The organism is Streptomyces sp. NBC_01320 (genome assembly GCF_035974375.1).
GTDB classification, from domain to species: Bacteria; Actinomycetota; Actinomycetes; order Streptomycetales; family Streptomycetaceae; genus Streptomyces; species Streptomyces yanii.
Window position 1 is genome coordinate 131,363 of the sequence record NZ_CP108390.1, and the last position, 18,134, is coordinate 149,496.

At 67.2% G+C, this 18,134-nt stretch carries 9 protein-coding genes and 3 pseudogenes; 5 read left to right on the forward strand and 7 right to left on the reverse strand.

All coding sequences use genetic code 11. From position 1 onward, the window contains the following. Positions 1 to 23: 23 nt before the first annotated feature. From OG395_RS00680 to OG395_RS00695, 4 genes and pseudogenes are all read left to right on the forward strand, one after another. A pseudogene (locus tag OG395_RS00680) lies at positions 24 to 283 on the forward strand (IS6 family transposase); the annotation flags it as partial. Positions 284 to 608: 325 nt separating this feature from the next. Then, positions 609 to 2,234: a hypothetical protein gene (locus OG395_RS00685; protein ID WP_327241143.1), complete on the forward strand. Its 1,626-nt coding sequence runs from the start codon at positions 609 to 611 to the stop codon at positions 2,232 to 2,234. 631 nt (positions 2,235 to 2,865) lie between these two features. Beyond that, complete coding sequence (locus OG395_RS00690; RefSeq protein ID WP_327241144.1) at positions 2,866 to 4,029, forward strand: ISAs1 family transposase; 1,164 nt, start codon at positions 2,866 to 2,868, stop codon at positions 4,027 to 4,029. Between the two features lie 437 nt (positions 4,030 to 4,466). After that, positions 4,467 to 6,353 carry an NACHT domain-containing protein gene (locus OG395_RS00695; protein ID WP_442818488.1) on the forward strand — a complete coding sequence of 629 codons (1,887 nt, stop codon included), beginning with the start codon at positions 4,467 to 4,469 and terminating at the stop codon, positions 6,351 to 6,353. On the opposite strand, the pseudogene OG395_RS00700 reads toward OG395_RS00695, so the two are convergent. The 7 genes and pseudogenes from OG395_RS00700 to OG395_RS00730 all read right to left on the reverse strand — a co-directional run. Then, a pseudogene (locus tag OG395_RS00700) lies at positions 6,304 to 7,491 on the reverse strand (IS110 family transposase); the annotation flags it as partial. The gene OG395_RS00695 and the pseudogene OG395_RS00700 overlap by 50 nt on opposite strands. 489 nt (positions 7,492 to 7,980) lie before the next feature. Next, positions 7,981 to 10,023, reverse strand: coding sequence for an alkaline phosphatase family protein (locus tag OG395_RS00705; protein WP_327241145.1), 2,043 nt, complete (start codon positions 10,021 to 10,023; stop codon positions 7,981 to 7,983). A gap of 132 nt (positions 10,024 to 10,155) precedes the next feature. Then, positions 10,156 to 11,106: an endonuclease/exonuclease/phosphatase family protein gene (locus OG395_RS00710; protein WP_327241146.1), complete on the reverse strand. Its 951-nt coding sequence runs from the start codon at positions 11,104 to 11,106 to the stop codon at positions 10,156 to 10,158. A 468-nt stretch (positions 11,107 to 11,574) separates the two neighbouring features. Next, a complete protein-coding gene (locus OG395_RS00715) occupies positions 11,575 to 12,660 on the reverse strand; it encodes an integrase core domain-containing protein (protein ID WP_327249214.1) in 1,086 nt (361 codons plus the stop codon). A 90-nt stretch (positions 12,661 to 12,750) separates the two neighbouring features. Further along, a pseudogene (locus OG395_RS00720) lies at positions 12,751 to 13,524 on the reverse strand (AraC family transcriptional regulator); the annotation flags it as partial. Between the two features lie 330 nt (positions 13,525 to 13,854). Further along, on the reverse strand, positions 13,855 to 14,667 hold the full coding sequence (locus OG395_RS00725; RefSeq protein ID WP_327241147.1) for a phytanoyl-CoA dioxygenase family protein: 813 nt from the start codon (positions 14,665 to 14,667) through the stop codon (positions 13,855 to 13,857). Positions 14,668 to 15,053: 386 nt separating this feature from the next. Next, on the reverse strand, positions 15,054 to 15,803 hold the full coding sequence (locus tag OG395_RS00730; RefSeq protein WP_327241148.1) for a carbohydrate ABC transporter permease: 750 nt from the start codon (positions 15,801 to 15,803) through the stop codon (positions 15,054 to 15,056). A gap of 154 nt (positions 15,804 to 15,957) precedes the next feature. Here OG395_RS00730 and OG395_RS00735 point away from each other — a divergent pair, with 154 nt between their 5' ends. Continuing rightward, positions 15,958 to 18,132: a DUF3289 family protein gene (locus OG395_RS00735; protein WP_327241149.1), complete on the forward strand. Its 2,175-nt coding sequence runs from the start codon at positions 15,958 to 15,960 to the stop codon at positions 18,130 to 18,132. The last annotated feature ends 2 nt before the right edge of the window (positions 18,133 to 18,134 follow it).

The window sequence follows — 18,134 nt, forward strand, 5'->3', positions numbered from 1 at the left end:
AGCCACGATCAACCTGAAGATCATCTCACCCACCGGTCAACGCGACAGCACCCTCCCATCAGCCGACGAGGCAGCGCGAACGCGCGATGAAGGGCTTCCGCACAGTCGGCATAGCCCAGAGGTTCGTGTCCGCGTTCAGCCAGATCTCACCGCACTTCCGGCCCCGCCGCCACCGGATGACCGCCACCGGATGACCGCCACCGGCTACCGCACCGAGAGGCGCCACCGCTTCGGAACCTGGAACGAGACCACCGGCACTACCGCCATGCCCACCGAGGCCTGAACCAGAGGCGGAAACCAAGCCCAGCACACCCCCGCACACCCTCAAGTAACCGCACACCAACAAGTTGACAATGCCCGTCCAGGCACACCTCACGCTGCTGGTAGCCGCACCACGCGGCGCGGCTGCTCCGGCCTCGCGGAGGCAAGCCCGCACAGCTGGAAGGGATCAAGGGTGCAACGGGCCTCGGTGTGTGGACGGTCGACGGGCAAGAAGTACGTGCCCTGAGTCTTGCGCCGCACGTTGGGCGCTGGCAGCCTGTGCGCAACAGCAGACGTCTTACGTCTGCTGTCCGAGTCATCCCTTTGCGTCAGGGCAAGGAGAGCACATGAGCGACGAGACCTTCAGACCGATGACGAGGCGGGGTGTATTGCTCGGCGGCCTGGCTGCGACGGCGATGGGCGCTGCGGGCACCCTGGCCGCAGCAGGACCGTCAAGTGCCGGGCCACTGGTCGCAACTCCCACAGCCAGCGGTTCTCCGCTGGCTGACCCGACGAGTCGGCCGCACAAGTACTTCGCGTTCGACACCGGTATATGGAACGGCCACCGGGGAATGGCGAACTGCCAGATCAAGATGGGCAGTTTCGTCAAAGACGTAGACCACAATCCCCTTTTCAGGGAGGGGATCTTCGAGAATCCCCGACTGCCTTGGGAGCCGCGCTTCGACAACGGATACCCGAACGTCTTCTGGGACCCGGAGCACAAGAAGTTCCGCTGCTACTACACGCTCTTCCTCCGCGATCCGGCGTCGCTCAACACGTCTCCGGAGGAAAGGTCCGGGCGGGACTACGTCATAGCCAACAGGGAGACCGGCTGCTGCTACGCGGAGTCCACCGATGGCGTGCACTGGGCGAAGCCCAAGCTGGGTCTGGTCAGCTTCGATGGCAGCAAGGACAACAACATCCTGTTCGAGCACGTCCAGGGAACGTCCGTGCTCTACGACCCCGCGGACCCGGACCCAACCCGCCGGTACAAGCTGATCACGTTGCGCGAGGCGGGGGGAACGTCGCTGTGCGTGGCCTTCTCCTCCGACGGCATCCACTTCAGTGATCTCAAACCCTGGCCGGCCAACAGCCCGTCCCCTGGTGCGGACTGCCACAACCTCGTCTTCCGCGACTCGCGCACGAATGAGTACGTACTCATCACACGGCTGTGGGACAGCAACATCCGCGTGTCCGCGATGTCGCGGTCCACCGACTTCATCAACTGGTCCAAGCCGGTCGAGGTCCATCGGGGCAACGGATTCGACTCTCAGATCTACTCGATGCCGGTCTTCGAGTACGGCGACCTCTATGTCGGGCTTGCCTCGCTGTACCGCGACGGCGACACCACGCTTCCGCACTACGACACCGTCGACCAGGCACTGCAGTGGTCCATCAATCTAACTGAGTGGAACAACGTCGCACCCGAGGACAGCACATTCATTCCGCGTGGCAAGGGCATGGGGAAGTACCCGCGCGGCGACTTCGACAGCAGCGTCATATTCTCCTCGGTCCCCGTAGAGATCGAAGACAAGCTGTACTTCTACTACATGGGCGGGAAGGGCCAGCACACCGGCTGGCGCGAGTCCGCACTCGGTAGGGGCTATATCGAGAAGGACAAGTTCGCTTGCTACGGCAGCCGAACAGGGAACAGACCCTCCTCCCTCACATCGCAAGGCTTCAACTTCTTCGGCGAGAACGTCGAGCTGCTCGTCGACATCGAAGACGGCGGCTGGGTCAAAGTGGACCTGATGAACCAGGGAGGCACCGTCGTCCAAAACGGCTTCGAAGCCGACAACAGCACACTCCGAGATCTCGGCAATGGGTGGCACCAACTCACCTGGCACAATTCATCCGTCATGAATCTCAATCGTGAGTCCTTCTACGCAATGAGGATCACGATGCAAAAGGCGAAGCTCTGGGCAATCCAAGGCGACCTGTACGTTCGCCCATTGAAGTACGTCAAGCCGTAACCCGCACCCATCGTTTCTCACCAGATCTGGTCTCGCAACGATCAGCGACGGCGCGTAGCGAGAGGAGTGACCGATCGGCTCTTGGCCCAAGAATCGCGTGGCGCAGGGCCTCGATCTGCCAGTGCGAGCGGATCATGTTCGCGAGCTGAGCGGGTGTGGCCTGCTCGGCGCTCAGGTTGACAACGGCCCCTGCCACCGCTTTCACCGGCGCAGCAGTTCGGGCAGCACATCCAAGGGGCCGTGACACACGGGCATAGAAGAAATCGGACACGAACGATCCGCTCCCCCTCCGTCCTGGTTGTTCGCCCCTCTCCTATAAGAATGTCTCGGAACGCATTCACGTTCCGAGACATTCTTATAGGAGCTCAGAATTGCATTTAAGCAGTCAGTTCCCTGGCCACGGATGCGGCTACAGCGGAATCGACACTAATCTCAGCGGCTACTCCATACAGTTTTTCGGTGACGCCCATCATCCTGGAGGAAATGACCTTGTTCCACGCCTTGACCCACCAGGGCTGCCGCAAAGTCCTGCGTGTACGCGTTTCCGCTGGTGAGAGGCCCGTGCCTGGAAAGACCGAAGCTCCGTTGGGGTGGGTGACCTCGCAAGTCGCCCTGACCCAACGGAGCTTCGGTGAAACGTCAGTCTGTCACGTCCGTGCCCCGGTCGGAGTCGCTGTCGCTGGTGTCGGCGCAGGTGGCGTTGTGGCAGCGGCTCGGCGAGGTGAGCGATCCGCGCAAGGCACGGGGGCGTCGTTTCCCGTTGTCGGTCCTGCTCGTGATCGCGTTGTGCGCGACGGCGGCGGGTTTCGGGTCCTGGCGGGCAATGGCGCAGTGGGCCGCTGCCGCGGAGCCGCAGGAGAAGTTGCGGCTGGGGCTGGTGCCCGTCGGCGCGTTCGGGCTGGTGAGGGCGCCGGGGGCGGACACGTTGCGGAGGGTGCTGTCGGCGGTGAGGCCGGGTGAGCTGGAGGTTCTCTTGCGGGTGCGGGAGGTGGCCCTGGAAACGGTGGCGGCGGACGGCAAGGCCCTGCGGGGATCACGGCGGGGAACGGAGAGCGCGGTGATGCTGATCGGCGCGATGGCTCAGGACGGCACGCTGGTTGCTCAGCAGCGAGTCGCGGACAAAAGCAACGAGATCCCGGCCCTGACCCCGCTGCTCAGCGTCCTGGACCTGCGGGGTGTGGTGGTCACGGCCGATGCCCTGCACACCCAGGCGGAGACCGCGAAGGTGCTGGTGGAAGAGATGGGCGCGCACTTCGTTCTTACCGTGAAGCGGAACCAGCCGACCTTGTGGGAGACGTGCCGCTCGATCCCGTGGCACGAGGTGACGGCCGTGCACAAGGAGAGCGGGCGAGGGCATGGCCGGCTGGAGACTCGGGTGACCAAGGTGGTGACCTGGGGCGATCTGGCCTTCCCTTATGTGCGGCAGGTCGCCCGTGTCGTCCGACACCGCACCGTGGAGGCGTCGGGGAAACGGACCCGCGAGATCGTCTACCTGATCACCGACCTCACCTCGCAACGGGCGGCTCCCGAGGTCGTCGCGCGGTACGCGAGGGGCCACTGGGGAGTGGAAAACAAGATCCACTATGTGCGGGATGTGACCTTCGGCGAGGACGCCGCGCGGATCCGCACTGGCCACGGCCCGCAAAACGTCTCCACGTTGAGATCGATCACCATCAACTTCCTGCGCTGGACCGGTAGTTCCATCGCCGACGCGCAACGACGCCTCGCACTGGCACCGCACAAGGCCCCACTCGACCTCTTCGGAGTGCCCGCTGACCAGCAGCTTTCCTCATGAAATGCGACTTTGCGGCAGCCCTGCTTGACCCACTTCTCTTGGTGCTGCACGCAGCTCGCCAACCTCGGATACGACTGGGCGGTGTACCCAGGTGCTACGAACCTGGGGTCGGCAGCGGGGTGGGCGAACTAGGCTGGTGGTCTTTCTGGTGATGTGGGGGAATGCGGTGTTGATCGAGGGACTCATCGCTGCGGCGGCCGCTGGTGGCGGCGCGGTCGTGCAAGCCGCGGGAACGGACGCGCAGAACGGGATCCGCAGCGGGGTGGCCCGGCTGTTCGGTCGCGGCGACGCTGGGCGTGAAGTGGGCGTAGTACACCGAGTTCGGATGTCCAAGAGGCCGCCCGGTCGGCAGGGCGATCCGCATCCTGGCGATCTCGCCAATCGATGCCGGTCATCTGCCTACGATTCCGTCTGCGGGATAACGGGGAGGTCGGGGAATGCACGGGCTCGAAGCGGTGGTCGTCCGGCTGGCGTCGACGGTGGTCCAGACAGTCGCGAAGTCGATGCTGACGCCGAAGCCGGGGGCGGGTCTAGTGACCGATCCGGTACGGCCGCTGCCGAAGCCGGCGGGGCCGGAGAAGCTGGCGCGGGTCCTCGAGCAACGCATCGTGTCCGGGTACGCCTCGGTACCGGAGCACGAGAGGCTGGCGGCGGTAGCTGCTGTCCAGGACACGTTCGCCGCCGCGGGCCCGCTCGACGCGGAACGGTTGTTCGCCACGGACCTCGATCCGGAGCGCCTGGTCAACGAGCTGCGGCGGCCTGTGGCGGACCTGGCGGACCGCGCCCGCGACCTGTACGAGGAACTGCTTCGGCTGTGCTGTGCGCACCTGGTGGAACAGCTCACGGCCCATCCGACGTTCCCGGCGCGAGCGGCGGTGGAGCACACACGGCGGACCGGGGCGTTGATACGGGCACAGGTCGTTCCGGGACCAGCGGAGAGTGCCGCGCTCGGCTTCGAGCAGCAGTACGCCGACTTCGTCGCCAGCACGCACTGCCGCCTGGAACTGTTCGGGGTCACCCTGGGCGGCCGACGCCGTGCCGAATGGCCGCTGGACACCGCGTACATCAGCCTGGCGGTGAACAACGAGCGTGCTTATGAGCCGCACCGCGAAGGACTCGGTGTCCCAGGCGCCACGCGGACCCCCGTGAAGGTGGAACAGGCTCTCGCCGGCTGTGACCGGCTGGTGCTGCGAGGACCGGCCGGGTCGGGGAAGTCGACGCTGGTGCAGTGGCTGGCACTGAACGCGGCTCGGCAGAGCTTCGGCCCGGAGCTGGCGGACTGGAACCGGTGCGTACCGTTCGTGCTGCGGCTGAGGTCCTTCAACACCCCAGAGGGACTGCCCATGCCGGAGGACTTCCTGACGGTGTCAGGCGTACCGTTACGAGCGCCTCGGGGCTGGGTTGAAGAACTCCTCGCCCGCGGCCGGGCGCTGGTGCTCGTGGACGGTGTCGACGAGGTGCCGCCCCGGTTGCGCAACCGCACGGAGCAATGGCTGAAGTCACTGATCACCGCGTTCCCGCAGACACGGTACGTAGTGACCACACGTCCGTCCGCTGTGCCGGAGGACTGGCTGGCAGCGCAGGGCTTCACCGTGCACACGCTGCAGCCGATGGAGCGGGACGACGTCCGGGGGTTCATCCGGCACTGGCACGACGCGGTCCGCCAGGAGTGTCCTCCGGACGCCGAGCTCGAGTCGCTGGACCGCTACGAGGCGAGCCTGAACCAGGCAGTGACGACGCGCCGTGACCTGGGCCGGCTGGCGACCAACCCGCTGATGTGCGCACTGCTGTGCGCGCTGAACCGCGACCGGCGCATGCAGCTGCCCCGGGCCCGCAAGGAGTTGTACGACGCGGCGCTGGACATGCTGCTGGTCCGCCGGGACACGGAGCGGGAGATCACCTCGGTAGAGGGCGTGTCGCTCTCCCGGGACGAGCTGACGGCGCTGCTCCAGCGGCTGGCGTACTGGCTGATCCGTAACGGCCAAGCGGAGGCCGCCCAGGACGAGGTCGTCGCGATGCTGGACGAGTGGCTGGCCGCCATGCCACAGGTACGGGAACAGGGCGACGCCGGCCAGGTCTTCTCCCACCTGTTGATCCGCAGCGGCTTGCTACGCGAACCAGTCCCCGGCTACGTCGACTTCGTGCACCGCACCTTCCAGGACTACCTGGGCGCAAAAGCGGCGGTAGAAGCCCGCGACTTCGGCGTCCTGGTCCGCAACGCCCACGACGACCAGTGGGACGACGTGGTACGCATGGCGGTCGGACACGCGCGCGTCGAGGAACGGACCCGGTTCCGTCGCGGAGCATGGCGAACAGGACGCTGATGCGTTGGCGTGCGAGGCGGAGGAGGGCCTGGGTGTGGGTCTTTCCGCGGGCGCGTTGTTTGTCGTAGTAGGTGCGGGAGGCGGGATCGGCGTTCATGCAGGCGAAGGCGGAGAGGAACATGGCGCGTTTGAGCTGCCGGTTTCCTCCTCGTGGCGCGTGTTCGCCGTGGATCGAGGTGCCGGATTGTCTGGTGGTGGGGGCAAGTCCTGCGTAGGAGGCGAGGTGGGCGGCGGTGGGGAAGCTGGTGCCGTCGCCGACGGTGGTCAGCAGGACTGCGGCGGTCCTGACGCCGACGCCGGGCATCGAGGTCAGGACCTGGGAAAGAGGGTGGGCCGCCAGCAGGGTGCTGATCTGCGTTTCCAGGGCCCGACGCTGTTCGTGGACGACTCCCAGCGAGTGGGCCAGGGACGGGATCACGGTGTCCAGGGTGCCGGTGCCGGGGACGATGACGGTCCGCTCGTCCAGGGCGTCGAAGACGTCGTCGATCAGCCGCTGGGCCATGCGTGGCGCCTTGGGCCGGATCACTTCGACGAGTCGACGGCGGCCCGCCTTCCGCAGCGATGCCGGGGACCCGTAGCGTTCCAGCAGCCAGGTGACGGCCTGGTGGTCCAGGCGCGGGCCCAGGACGCGTTCGAGGCTGGGGTGGAACTGGGTGAGCAGGCCGCGTATCCGGTTGGACGTGCGGGTTGCCTCGGCCGCGAGGTCCTGGTCGAAGCCGGTCAGGACGGTCAGTTCGGCGGTGATCTCGTCGGTCAGTTCCAGGGAGCGCAGGGTGTGCGGCATGGTGCGGGCGGCGTCCGCGATGACCGCGGCGTCTTTCGCGTCGGTTTTGGCCTCGCCCGGGTAGAGGTCGGCGATCCGCCGCATGGCCAGGCCGGGCAGGTAAGCGACCTTGCAGCCGGCGTCCCGGGCGACGGTCAGCGGGAGGGCGCCGATGGAGGCGGGCTGGTCCACGATCACCAGCACGGTGCCGAACTTCGCGGCCAGCTTGTCGAATACGGCCCGCAGTTTCGGTTCGCTGTTGGGCAGCGGCTTGTCGAAGACCTTCTTCCCCGCCGGGGTCAGCCCGTGCCCGTGATGGGCGCTCTTGCCGACGTCCAGCCCCAGGAAGACGCCCACCTCGGTCGTGTCGAACATCGTCATTCCCTCTCCCCAAGGGGTGTTCACGGTGCCGGCCTCGGCGTTGGTGTCGTGCTCGCGCATCCACGTTATGCAGACCTGCCGCCCGCAAGCCGTCCGGCGTTGCGCCGGACCGGGCGGTGGCCGGACCTCTCATCAGCGTCTGTGACGACACCTCCAGGCCCGGTGACACCACCCCCAGGTCATCCGTTCGACAGGGGGCAACAGTCATGCCGGGCCCGGAGGCCAGCGGTCCCGTTGCAGGACCGCGAAAAACATAACGGGGGGAACGTTGCCCAGGTCCGCGCTGACCTGCCTGGGAATCAAGCCGAGCAACTCCGAGGCCGCCGCGAGCACCGGGCGGGGAGATTCAGATATCGCCATCAGGGAAGCCGGGCGGGGGTTGTCACGTTGTTGGGACCGTACGGACTCCAACCGCCGAGGAATGACCTGAGATCGTCGGAGGGGCCGCCCCGCCGCGTGCGGCGGACCGGCCCTTCCAGGTGGTCAGCGCACTGCTCGGGTGACGTTCAGCTCGGCGGCCGTAGTAAACGGTCCAGCGTGAGAGGACGTGGCGACGAGCTTGAGGTAGCGGGCCGGCGTGCCGTTCAAAGTGACGGTCTGCTCGGCCGTGGTGTTCGCGAAGGTCCCGGTAGTGACCTTGGTCCACGCGGTGCGGTCCGTGCTCACCCAGACCTCGTATCCGGCTATCCGGCCGTTGGCGCTGTTCTGGCGGGGCAGGTAACGCAGGCCGGTGACGTCGAGCTCTTCACCGAGGTCGAGCACGATGTGGTGAGGCAGCGGGTCGGCTGCTCCCGACCAGCGGGTGTGCCAGAAGGTGGCCGGGTCACCGTCCAGGACATTCGCTGCGCGGCCGTCCTCCCCGACGGTCTCCTCGCTGTCCACCTCGACCACCCGCATCTGGCTTTGGGGGACTATCGCCGGGTGGGACGTGGTGCCGGTGCCCTTGTCGGTGCTCTTGGCGTTCTTGTAGGTGGCCTGTGCGGACAGTGTGTAGGCACTGGGCTTTGCGTCCGCGGGAGCGGTGACCGCCCAGGTGGTCTTCACCGACTGGTCGGGCTTGACCGTGGTGAACGTGGCGGGCGAGGTGGCCTCGGCCGTCCAGCCGCTGGGCACGGTGAGGCTGACGGAGGCGTCCGAAAGCGCTGCCGGGCTGCTGTCGTTGGTGTAGGTGGTCGTCACGGTGACGGCGGAGCCGGGCTTGAAGACCGAGGGCGTGTCGACCGTGAGCGAGTGGTGCACCCCCATGAAGCCGGGCACCTCCCACCTTTGGTGGAGCTTGCCGTCGCAGTTCCGGAGTTCCGCGGGGGTTCCGTTGGCGATGTCGGAGCCGGGGACGGTCAGGCAGCGGCCGGACGCCGGGTTGAGCAGGGAACCGTTGGCCTTGGGCCGCCAGGTCTGCGCGGGCGTGCCGTCGCAGTCGGCGAGTCCGGTCTTCCCGTCCGCGGTGGCGGTCAGGCACTTGTCGGACTGGCGGATCGTGCCGTCCGCGTGCCTGATCCACTGCTGGTTGGCGGCGGCTTCACAGGGCCACAGGCCGAGCGCGCCCGCCTTGGCCGGGTCGGTCTGGTGGTTCTCCAGGCATCGCCCGGCCATGCCGCGCAGGCGCTCGGTCTTCGACGTGTCCCACACGTCGGTGATCGTCGAGACGTTTGCGTCGGCCGTGTGGTTGATGTGGTCCAGGCCGTACATGTCCAGCAGTGTGCGCAGGACGTTGTAGTGGTTGATCTTCTCGCTGTACTCGCCGGCCCTGGCCATCGGCCCGACCATGATCGTCGGGATGTGGTTGGCCGGGGTGAAGTCGTCCTCGTCCCAGGTCAGCACGAACAGGCTGTTGTGCGTCTTGGCCCACTGGATGTACGACTCGAAGGTGTTCTTGACGAAGGCGTCACCCTGCGCGAGGGAGCCGTCGTGCATGCTCTGCTGGCCGTTGCCCACGTAGAAGGAGACGGTGGGCAGCTTGGCGAACCCGTCCGGCGTGGTCGGGAACTCCTCCTGCCGCTTGTCCATCGGGTTCAGGTTGCCCGGTACGCCCGGGATGTTCTTGTAGCGGAGCCACTGGGTGGGGAGGCCCTGGTTGGCGTAGTCCGCGAAGCTGTACCCGTGAGTGGTCAGCTGGTTGGGCAGGTTGTCGGTGTCGACGGACTGCGGCTCCGGCCAGTCGCTGGACTTCACGATGTCCGAGGCGGACAGCAGCGCATAGTAGTTGGGCAGGCTCGGGTGCGTGACACCGTACGAATTGGTGAACGACGCGCCCTGGGCCTCCAGGGACTTGATGTACGGCACCTGGTCCTGAGGTTTGGTGGACGGGTTCCGGAGGATGTCGTCGTAGCCCTTGTTCTCCATCATCACCATGACCACGTGGTCAGGCTTGGGAACCGCGGTGGATCCCACGACAACCGAAGTCTTGGTGTCCGAAGACCCGGCGTCCGGGGTCGCCGCGGCCGCGGAGACCGTACCCGGAAGGGCGATACATGCCAGCAGGGCCGAGGCCATCAGGCCACGGATGCTTGGGCGCGGAATGCGCATGCTGGTGCTTCCTTGTTAGTGCGACTGGGGTTCGAGCGGTGTGACAATCTCGTCGTGACCGCGTGTCTAGAAGATCAGCTCGCCTGAGGCGTATCCGCTGCCCGCGTGCTGATCCAGGGCATCGCCGACTGCCTAGCTGGACAGGCTGCCGGTGGTCTGGCCGCTGTGCTTCCAGGTTGCTGCACCGCGCAGCAGCTTGTGGTCGGAGACCTTGGTGTCCATCGGCAGCACGTCGGCCTTGGGGTTGGCGAAGTACTTGGCGCTGAGGAAGACGTAGTCGATCTTGCCGCCGTCCTTGCTGTCCTGACCCGAGCGGCACTGAGACACCTCCGCCGAGAGGCAGGCGGGGGTGAAGTAGTCGCGGTCGGTCTCGTCGACCTCGATCATGGTTCCCTTGGCGCCGCCACCCAGGGCGGGCTCGTAGAAATACGAGGCCATGGTGCTGGCGGGCGGGGCGTTGAAGTCCCCGCCCAGCACCACCGGGATGCCCGCGTCTTCCCATGCCTTGGCCTGCGCGGCGAGCTCACGCGCCTCGGCGTCGCGCAGCGTCGGCGAGGCCGACCAGTACAGGTGGATCGAGCAGGACCAGGTGATCCGGCCCTGCAGCCGGGACTTGATGCAGGGGTTCTTGATCGGCTCCGACTCGCCGCCCTGGGTCAGGTCCAGGACGGTGGTCTCCAGCGCCGGCCCCTTGACGAAGGCCGCCATTCCGTAGTCGCTGCCGTGGCAGATCGTCGGATAGCCCGACAGCGTCGCGGTGTACAGGCCGCTGAACCCCTTGGGGGCGAGCTTGGCCAGGATCGCGTCGTACTGCGAGCGGCACACCTCCGACAGGAAGATCTGGTCCGCGCCCCACACATCCGCCGACGTCTCGGCGACCACCTGGTCGATGCGGCGCTGGTTGTCGTAGTGGTTCGGGTTGCCGCACATGTTGCCGCAGATGTTGTAGCTGGTGAACCGCAACTGCGGCGCCGTCACCCGTGTCACGGTGTCGGCGCTCGCGGACGACGGCGCGATCAACACACCGGTCAGTGCGAGCACAGCGCAGCCTATCGCCGCGAGGAGGGATTTGATCGTTTTCAAGGTTTCTCCGCTGGGGGTGGGAAAGCCCTAGTCGTAGGGCTGGTGGCGCGTGCGCGCCCCGCGGAGCTTGTCCGGGAAGAGAGACCATGAAACAAAATGTGCGTGAACATGTTTGATACAGTCGCTTTTAAGTCATGACTGCGCATCAGATCACGCATCAAGGCGCACTCATTGACCGCTGCACGACGGCTGCGCCGCCGGTGGGCCAGGTCCCGCTGTCACCGGGCGGTCGGCGAAGACCTGACAAGCAGCCGGCATGCCGCCCGCCGTTGGTCGTGGCCAGGAAGGCCCGTAAGGGGGTCTTCAAAGTTGAGCGGTGCGGAGGCGTCCGCGGGCCCGGGCGGACAGCAGGATCAGGTCCGGCAACGTCAGACGCGACAGATCCGTCACCTTCTCCTCGGCCAGTTCCCGACCCTGTCCCGTCCGAAAATACGATTCGGTGCAGTGAGCTGTGGAGATGTCGCTCGGTCAGGCGGCGCGGTGATACTGGTTGATCAATCCTCCGAGGATTGATTCTCGTCGGATCCGGTGGTTCTGGAGATCGGTGACGGTGGCCGGGGCGGGTGGTTCGGCGCTATCGGGGGATAGTTGCCGTCGGGACTGGTGCGGCCGGTGCTGGTTGTAGTGCTGGATGTACTCGGTCAGCACCTTTACGGAATGGGCCTCGTTGTAGATCAGCACGCGGTCGAGGACCTCGCGGCGCAGGGTGCCTACGGCTCTCTCGCAGATCGCGTTCGCTTTGGGTGCCCGCGGTGGACTGAGTAGGACCTCCACGTCGTCGGCCTCGAAGACGGCGTCAAAGGCGCTGGTGTACCTACTGTCCCGGTCGCGGAGAAGGAAGCGCAGGGAATCCATGCGGCGGTCCAGTGCCATGGCGAGGTTCCTCGCCTGTTGAACGGTCCACTGGGCGGTCGGGTGCGCGGTGACACCGGCGAGGTGGATTCGTCTGGTGTCGTGCTCAATGAAGACCAGGGCGTACAGGCGCTTGAGGGAGATGGTGTCGAGGTGCAGGAAGTCGGCAGCGAGGATGCCGTGGGCCTGGGCGGTGAGGAATTCACGCCAGGGCGGGCCGGAGCGCTGCGGAGCGGGATCGATGCCGGCGGCGCGCAGGATCTCCCAGACCGTGGACGGGGCGATCGAGTAGCCGAGGCGGGCGAGTTCGCCTTGGATCCGGCGGTGGCCCCAGGCGTGGTTCTCCTTCGCCAGGCGCAGGATGAGTTGCTTGACGGTGGGCGCGGTGGAAGGCCGTCCTGGGCGGCTGCGCTGAGGATGCGTCCACTTCCGGGCGACGAAGCGCCGGTGCCAGGCCAGCAGCGTGGTAGGGGTGACCGCGAACACCTGACGCCAGCGCTCGCGTGGGACCAGCCGGGAGAGCACGGCGAGCCAGATCCGGTCGGCGGGCTCGTAGCGAACCCGGGCGATCTGGCGGCGCAGCACCGCTTTCTCGTGCCGCAACGCCATCACCTCCGCATCCTTCGCTACGCGGCTGCGCAGTACGGCAGCGGGCACCGTGATCAGATTCCGGACCAGCGCGGTGACGACGGATAGCGGCATCGAAGGATCGTCGCAGATGCTGTGCCGGCCAGTCCTGTGATCTGGGAACTTCCAGGTCAGGCCCCAGAATCGTGTTTCCGAGCGGGACAGGGTGCGCAGGATCTCAGGGCCGGTGCGGGTGCGGTACGGGTTCGACGGGAACCACTCGGTGAACACGTCCCGCCACAGCTCCTGGATGGCCTGCGGCGCCGGCCCGGAGGTGGTGAAGACTGCCCAGGTGCCGGCCGGGACGGCCAACGTGGTCGTGTCCTCCGGAGCGGCCGCGGAGGTGATCACACCGTGGTGGTAGTCGAGTTCGGTGCCCTCGGCGCGGCTGGGGTCCAGGTCGTCGCAGACCGCGACGATGCCGTGCGGCTCCTGGTCCGACAGTTTCTCCAGGCGCTCCAGGGTTTGCGGGTCGATCCCGCGGACAAAGTCCGTGATCGCCTGGTTCGGCCCCGCATGCACCAGCGGTACCCGGGTCTTGAGCCCGACGACGGTGAAGTCCGCCTTGCCCACAACGCGGTATCGCATACTGCTACTCCCTTCGATGGTGAGGCGGAAGGCCATCCGGGACTGGGAGTTGAGCGCGGCGCCGGTACGCCGGGCCTCGCCCGGTCCGATGCCGTGCATGGCACGGAACGCCCGCGCGAACGCCTCGCCGGAGCTGTAGCCATAGCGCACCGCGATCTCCAGCAGCGTCTCACGTCCCGCGAGTACTTCGGCGCCCGCGAGGGTGAGCCGACGGCGCCGGATGTACTCCGACAGCGGTATGCCCGCGAGCGCGGAGAACATCCGACGCAGGTGGTACTCCGAGGTGGCCGCGATGCGTGCCAGCTCCGCCACCTCGACGGACTGGTCGAGATGGCGCTCGATGTGCTCCATGGTTCAGCCGCTCCAGCATGCCCGGTCTCCTTCCTCTTGACGACCACCACGCCAGGCAGCGCCCACCATGCCGGACCCGACATTGACGGCGCTCTTTATTTCGGCCGTTGGTACTCGGGGAGTTGGTGAGACCTGCTCTGTGGATCTCACCGTCCTTCGGGTGACGGTGTTCGGTCTCTTCCTGTGATCTTGTCCGGCATGTCGTCGTGAGGCCGGTGTGTTGTGGACAGCACTTGCCCGATGGCCAATAACGGCTGGCACGGCGCTGCCGGATGTGCCGCTGCCCGGGCACTGGTTCTCCGCCCGGTTCCAGGAACGGATGAAGCATGTCTACCCGGCGCTGCAGTCGGCGCCGTCCCCGTCCGGACCGGGCGTGTCCTGTCCCAGGCCCCGACGGATCGCGATCTCCACGGGTGAGTACGCGCCGTCGGCCCGCTCCAGTTCGTACGGCGCGGCCGGCATCAGCGGCGGCTGGGCCATGAAGCGCGGCCGCACCCCATGGTGCGGTTGCGCCGCGTGCACCAGGAACGGATGGCACAGGAAGACGTCGCCCGGGGACCCGGTGGCCAGGGCGAGTGGCCGGTGGTCGGACGCCGCCACCAGATCGGGCGCAAGGGCCAGCCCGCTCGCCCCGTCCTCCCCGTACTTCTCCAGCACCTTCGGCACGTCGAGGTGTGAGCCGACCCGGATCCGGGTCGGGGCGTCCTCCTCACCGACCTCGCTGAACAGGAACAGCATCAGCAACGCCCGGCCCCGGGAGCGCAGATTTGTGAAGTACCAGCTCTCGCCCTCCGGCAGATAGCTCCCCTCGATGTGCCAGCCCGCGTCGTCCGGCTCCTCCTCGTGCGGGAAGCGCAGTGGGAACGTGCCCAGCGAGTAGCGCGGCTCCCAGCATCCCGCGCCGACGAGCAGGTCGTACGCGCGCTGCAGGGACGGGGAGTTGGGCGCGGCGGCGAACGGCCCCTGCGCCATGCCGGCCACCCAGTGCACGGGCTGCGTCCACGTCGCTGGATCGTCCGGGTCGCATCCCGTCTCTCGCCACAGCAGCCGCGCGCAGTCCGCGGCCACGCGCGGCGCGACGGCGCCCTCCAACTTCACGAAGCCGTCACGGAGGAAGCGGGATACCAAGGTCGTGTCATCCATGCCCCCATCGTGCGGCGACACCGGTCCCGATCACCCGACATTCTCCGCACCGCCTTTGTCGGGTGTTCACCGAGCCCCTTCTTGCCCCTCTGAGGCCGGAGGCAACCGCCCTGCGGTCACAGGACCACATTGCCGACGACGGGCAAACACTCCGCGTCCTCCTGCCCGATCAAGTCGGGTGCACGAGGCAGCCCGGAAAGCCGAGCGGCAGCGGTCGGCCCGGCTCGCTCTCCCTTTGAAGAGCAGCAGCCGGTTGCCACTTCTCGTCGGCCACGCCCGGCACTCAGACGGGCCAACTGCTCAGAGACCAGCTGAAGGGCGCAGTCACACTCGAACCGCGAAGCCCCCAACCAACCACTCAACCTTCAGTGAGAATCGCTCAATCTTCACTGCGAGAGGTCACTCAGCAGGGACGCCGTGATCAGACAGGAAGGCTTGATCAGTCCGTCTCGAAAAGGTGATGCGTTGCCGAGGTGACCCGCCGTCGGCCTGTGGGAGAGGGGAGGTTGGATACGGGCCGGACGTACTTGTCGTAGACCAAGAACGCGATGACCGGGCGCCCGAGACGGGACGCGTCGTTCTCCTTCCGCAGCCTCCAGTTTCCGCCCGGCAGCACGCCGCGGACCTGTGGCTCCTCGTACCGCTCCACTCGCAGAAAGCCCGGCCGGTCCTTGGCGGCCACGAGCCTCGTGGAGCTCGTCCGGGATGCCCTGGAAGAAGGCCCGTACGACCACGATGTTGAAGGCGTTGAGCATGATCGGGGCGATCAGCGCCCCGTATGTGTCGATCATGCCCAGCTCCTGGATGACCAGGTAGTTGGGGATGATGCCGGGGGTGAAGAGGAAGGTCCCGAGGACGATCATCAGCAGCGGCTTGCCCGCCACCGTGCCCGGCCGCGACAGCCCGTACGCCAGGGCCACCGTGCAGAGCAGGCTGAGCGCCGTGCCGACCAGGGTGATGACGACGCTGACCACCGCGGCCCGCGTGACCACGCCGCCGGAGAGGACCACGTTGTAGGACTCGAAGGTCGGATTGCTCGGGAAGAGCACGTAGCCGCCGTTGGCCGCGAGCTCCTCCTTGGTCGCCAGGCTGGTGCCCAGGCAGAGCAGGAACACAAGCGGAACAGGGCTTACCAATCTCCCAAACGTCTCAATTTCGCCTCCACCACACCTTGGGAACCATCCCCCACGTCTGCTAGCTTCCCCGTTCGATTCCGAACTGCCGTGACACAACGGCAGCTTCGAGACAACAGGCATGTCTTCAGACATGGCTTCAGACATGGGAGGCCCCATGAACAGAAGCGCCGCCGTGCCCCTCGGCGCGGCCTTACTCCTTCTCCTCGGCACGGCCGTGCCCGCCGCCGCGGGAACCCCCGGCGACGGCGCGGCCACCGACGGGGCGACGCTCTACCGCGACAACACGGTCGACGTCTCCTACCGCCAGGTCGCCCCCGGCGACGCGGCGTGGAGCCAGGTCCCGGCCGCCCTCCGCGGCAGAGCGACGGAGGGCTCGTACGTCGCCCGGCTCCAGCTCGAGAACGTCTCCGATCACCCCGTCTCCAAATGGTCGCTGACCTTCGAGCTCTCTGACCGCATCACGGACACCTCCGCCGCGAAGCTCGCCGCCCCCCAGGACGCGCGCACGACGCTCCAGGGCGTCGGCCCCACGAACACCCTCCAGCCGGGCAGGACCGAGACCGTCTGGTACCGCGCCGAGCCCGGCGCCAAGGCCGATACCCCGACCTGGGCGTCCTTCGCCAAGCACGGCATCTCGCCGACGGAGGACACCGACGGCGACCGCCTCCCCGACGACCTGGAGGTGCGCGCCAAGCTCGACCCCAAGTCCGAGGACACCGACGGCGACGGCCTCTCCGACTTCGCCGAGCTCGGCTACCGCTTCAGCAGCCCGCTCAAGGCCGACACCGACGGCGACGGCACCAAGGACGGCGCCGAGGACCCCGACAAGGACGGCCTCACGACCGCCCGCGAGCTCAAGCTCCGCACCACGCCCACCCGCGCCGACACCGACCAGGACGGCCTCGCGGACGCCCGCGAGCTGAAGCTCCGCACGGAGCCCACCAAGGCCGACACCGACGGCGACGGCGTCCAGGACGGCGAGGAGACGAGGCTCAACGCCTCCCCCCGCGCTAAGAACTCCGCCTTCGACGTGACCCGCCGCGCGGACGGCGGCGCCACCGCCGCCGAGGCCACGCTCAAAGGCCTGCGCGCCAAGCAGGTCGGCGGCTTCCAGGTCACCAGGCTCCCTGCCAAGCAGCGGGAGTTCCCGGAGTCCACTCCGGGCTACCTCGGCAACGGCTTCCAGGTCTCCGCCCCCGCGGACGGCGCCGCAAGGCTCACCTTCCGCCTGGACCCCGACCGTACGGAGGGCACCGCACCGGCCCTCTACCGCTACGACGAGAAGGCCCGCCACCTCGTCAAGCAGTCGGGCCAGCAGCGCAGCGGCAGCACGATCACGGCCACCGCCACGGCCGACGGCTCCGCCAAGTACGTCGTCCTCGACAGCCACGCCTTCGACAAGGCAGGCCCCAAGGCCCCTGGCAAGCGAATCCTCTCCGACGGCCCCGGCGACGGCGGAGACCCGGGTGACCCGGGCGACCCGCCCCCGACCGACATGCTGATCCACCAGTCGTCCTTCCGCGAGGGCCGCCGCAAGGCCCCCGACCCCCAGCAGCCGCCCGTCCCGGCCGACCCGCGCGTCGCCGACGACCTCACCTTCAACGACTACAACTTCGACGAACTCACCGACCTCGGCTGGGAGTTCTGGGTCGCCCGCATCACGCCCGAGTCCTGGATGTGGGCCGAGTTCAACGACATCATGAACTTCGGCAAGCTCGGCGCCGACGCCGACTACGCCCAGTCCGTCGACGACCTCCGCAACGCCTTCCGCTACGGCCGCGGCGGCCAGAGCGCGGGCACGGTCACCGTCGACGACAACTTCGACCCCGGCCGCTACCTCTACCGCGGCTCCGGCACGGCCCTCTCCCGCGCCGTCGGCGCCTCACCACAGGAGAAGACGTACACCGACAAGGCCGGCCAGATCATCAAGCAGTCCCTCATCGACAACAAGGGCCGCACCGATCAGCTCAAGGTCCAGGAGGACCTCTCCAAGAACCTCCTCTTCCAGGAGTTCCTCCGCCAGGACGTGAAGTACCCGGTGTACGACTTCTCGCTCTGGGACGCCAACCAGCGCGCCCTCTCCATCGCGATCCACCAGTTCCAAGGCCACACGATCGCGCTGAAGGACTACAAGGTCGAGGGCAACGCCTTCTCCGGCAAGCTCGTCTTCCACTCCTACGACCACTTCGGTCTCGACCCGGACGACGAGATCACGGAGTACGGCTTCATCGACTGGTTTACGCTCCAGCACTATGACCGGTTCGACGGGAAGTACCCCCCGCCGATCGCGCAGGCGGACATCGAGATCCCCATCAGCGGCACGTTCTGACC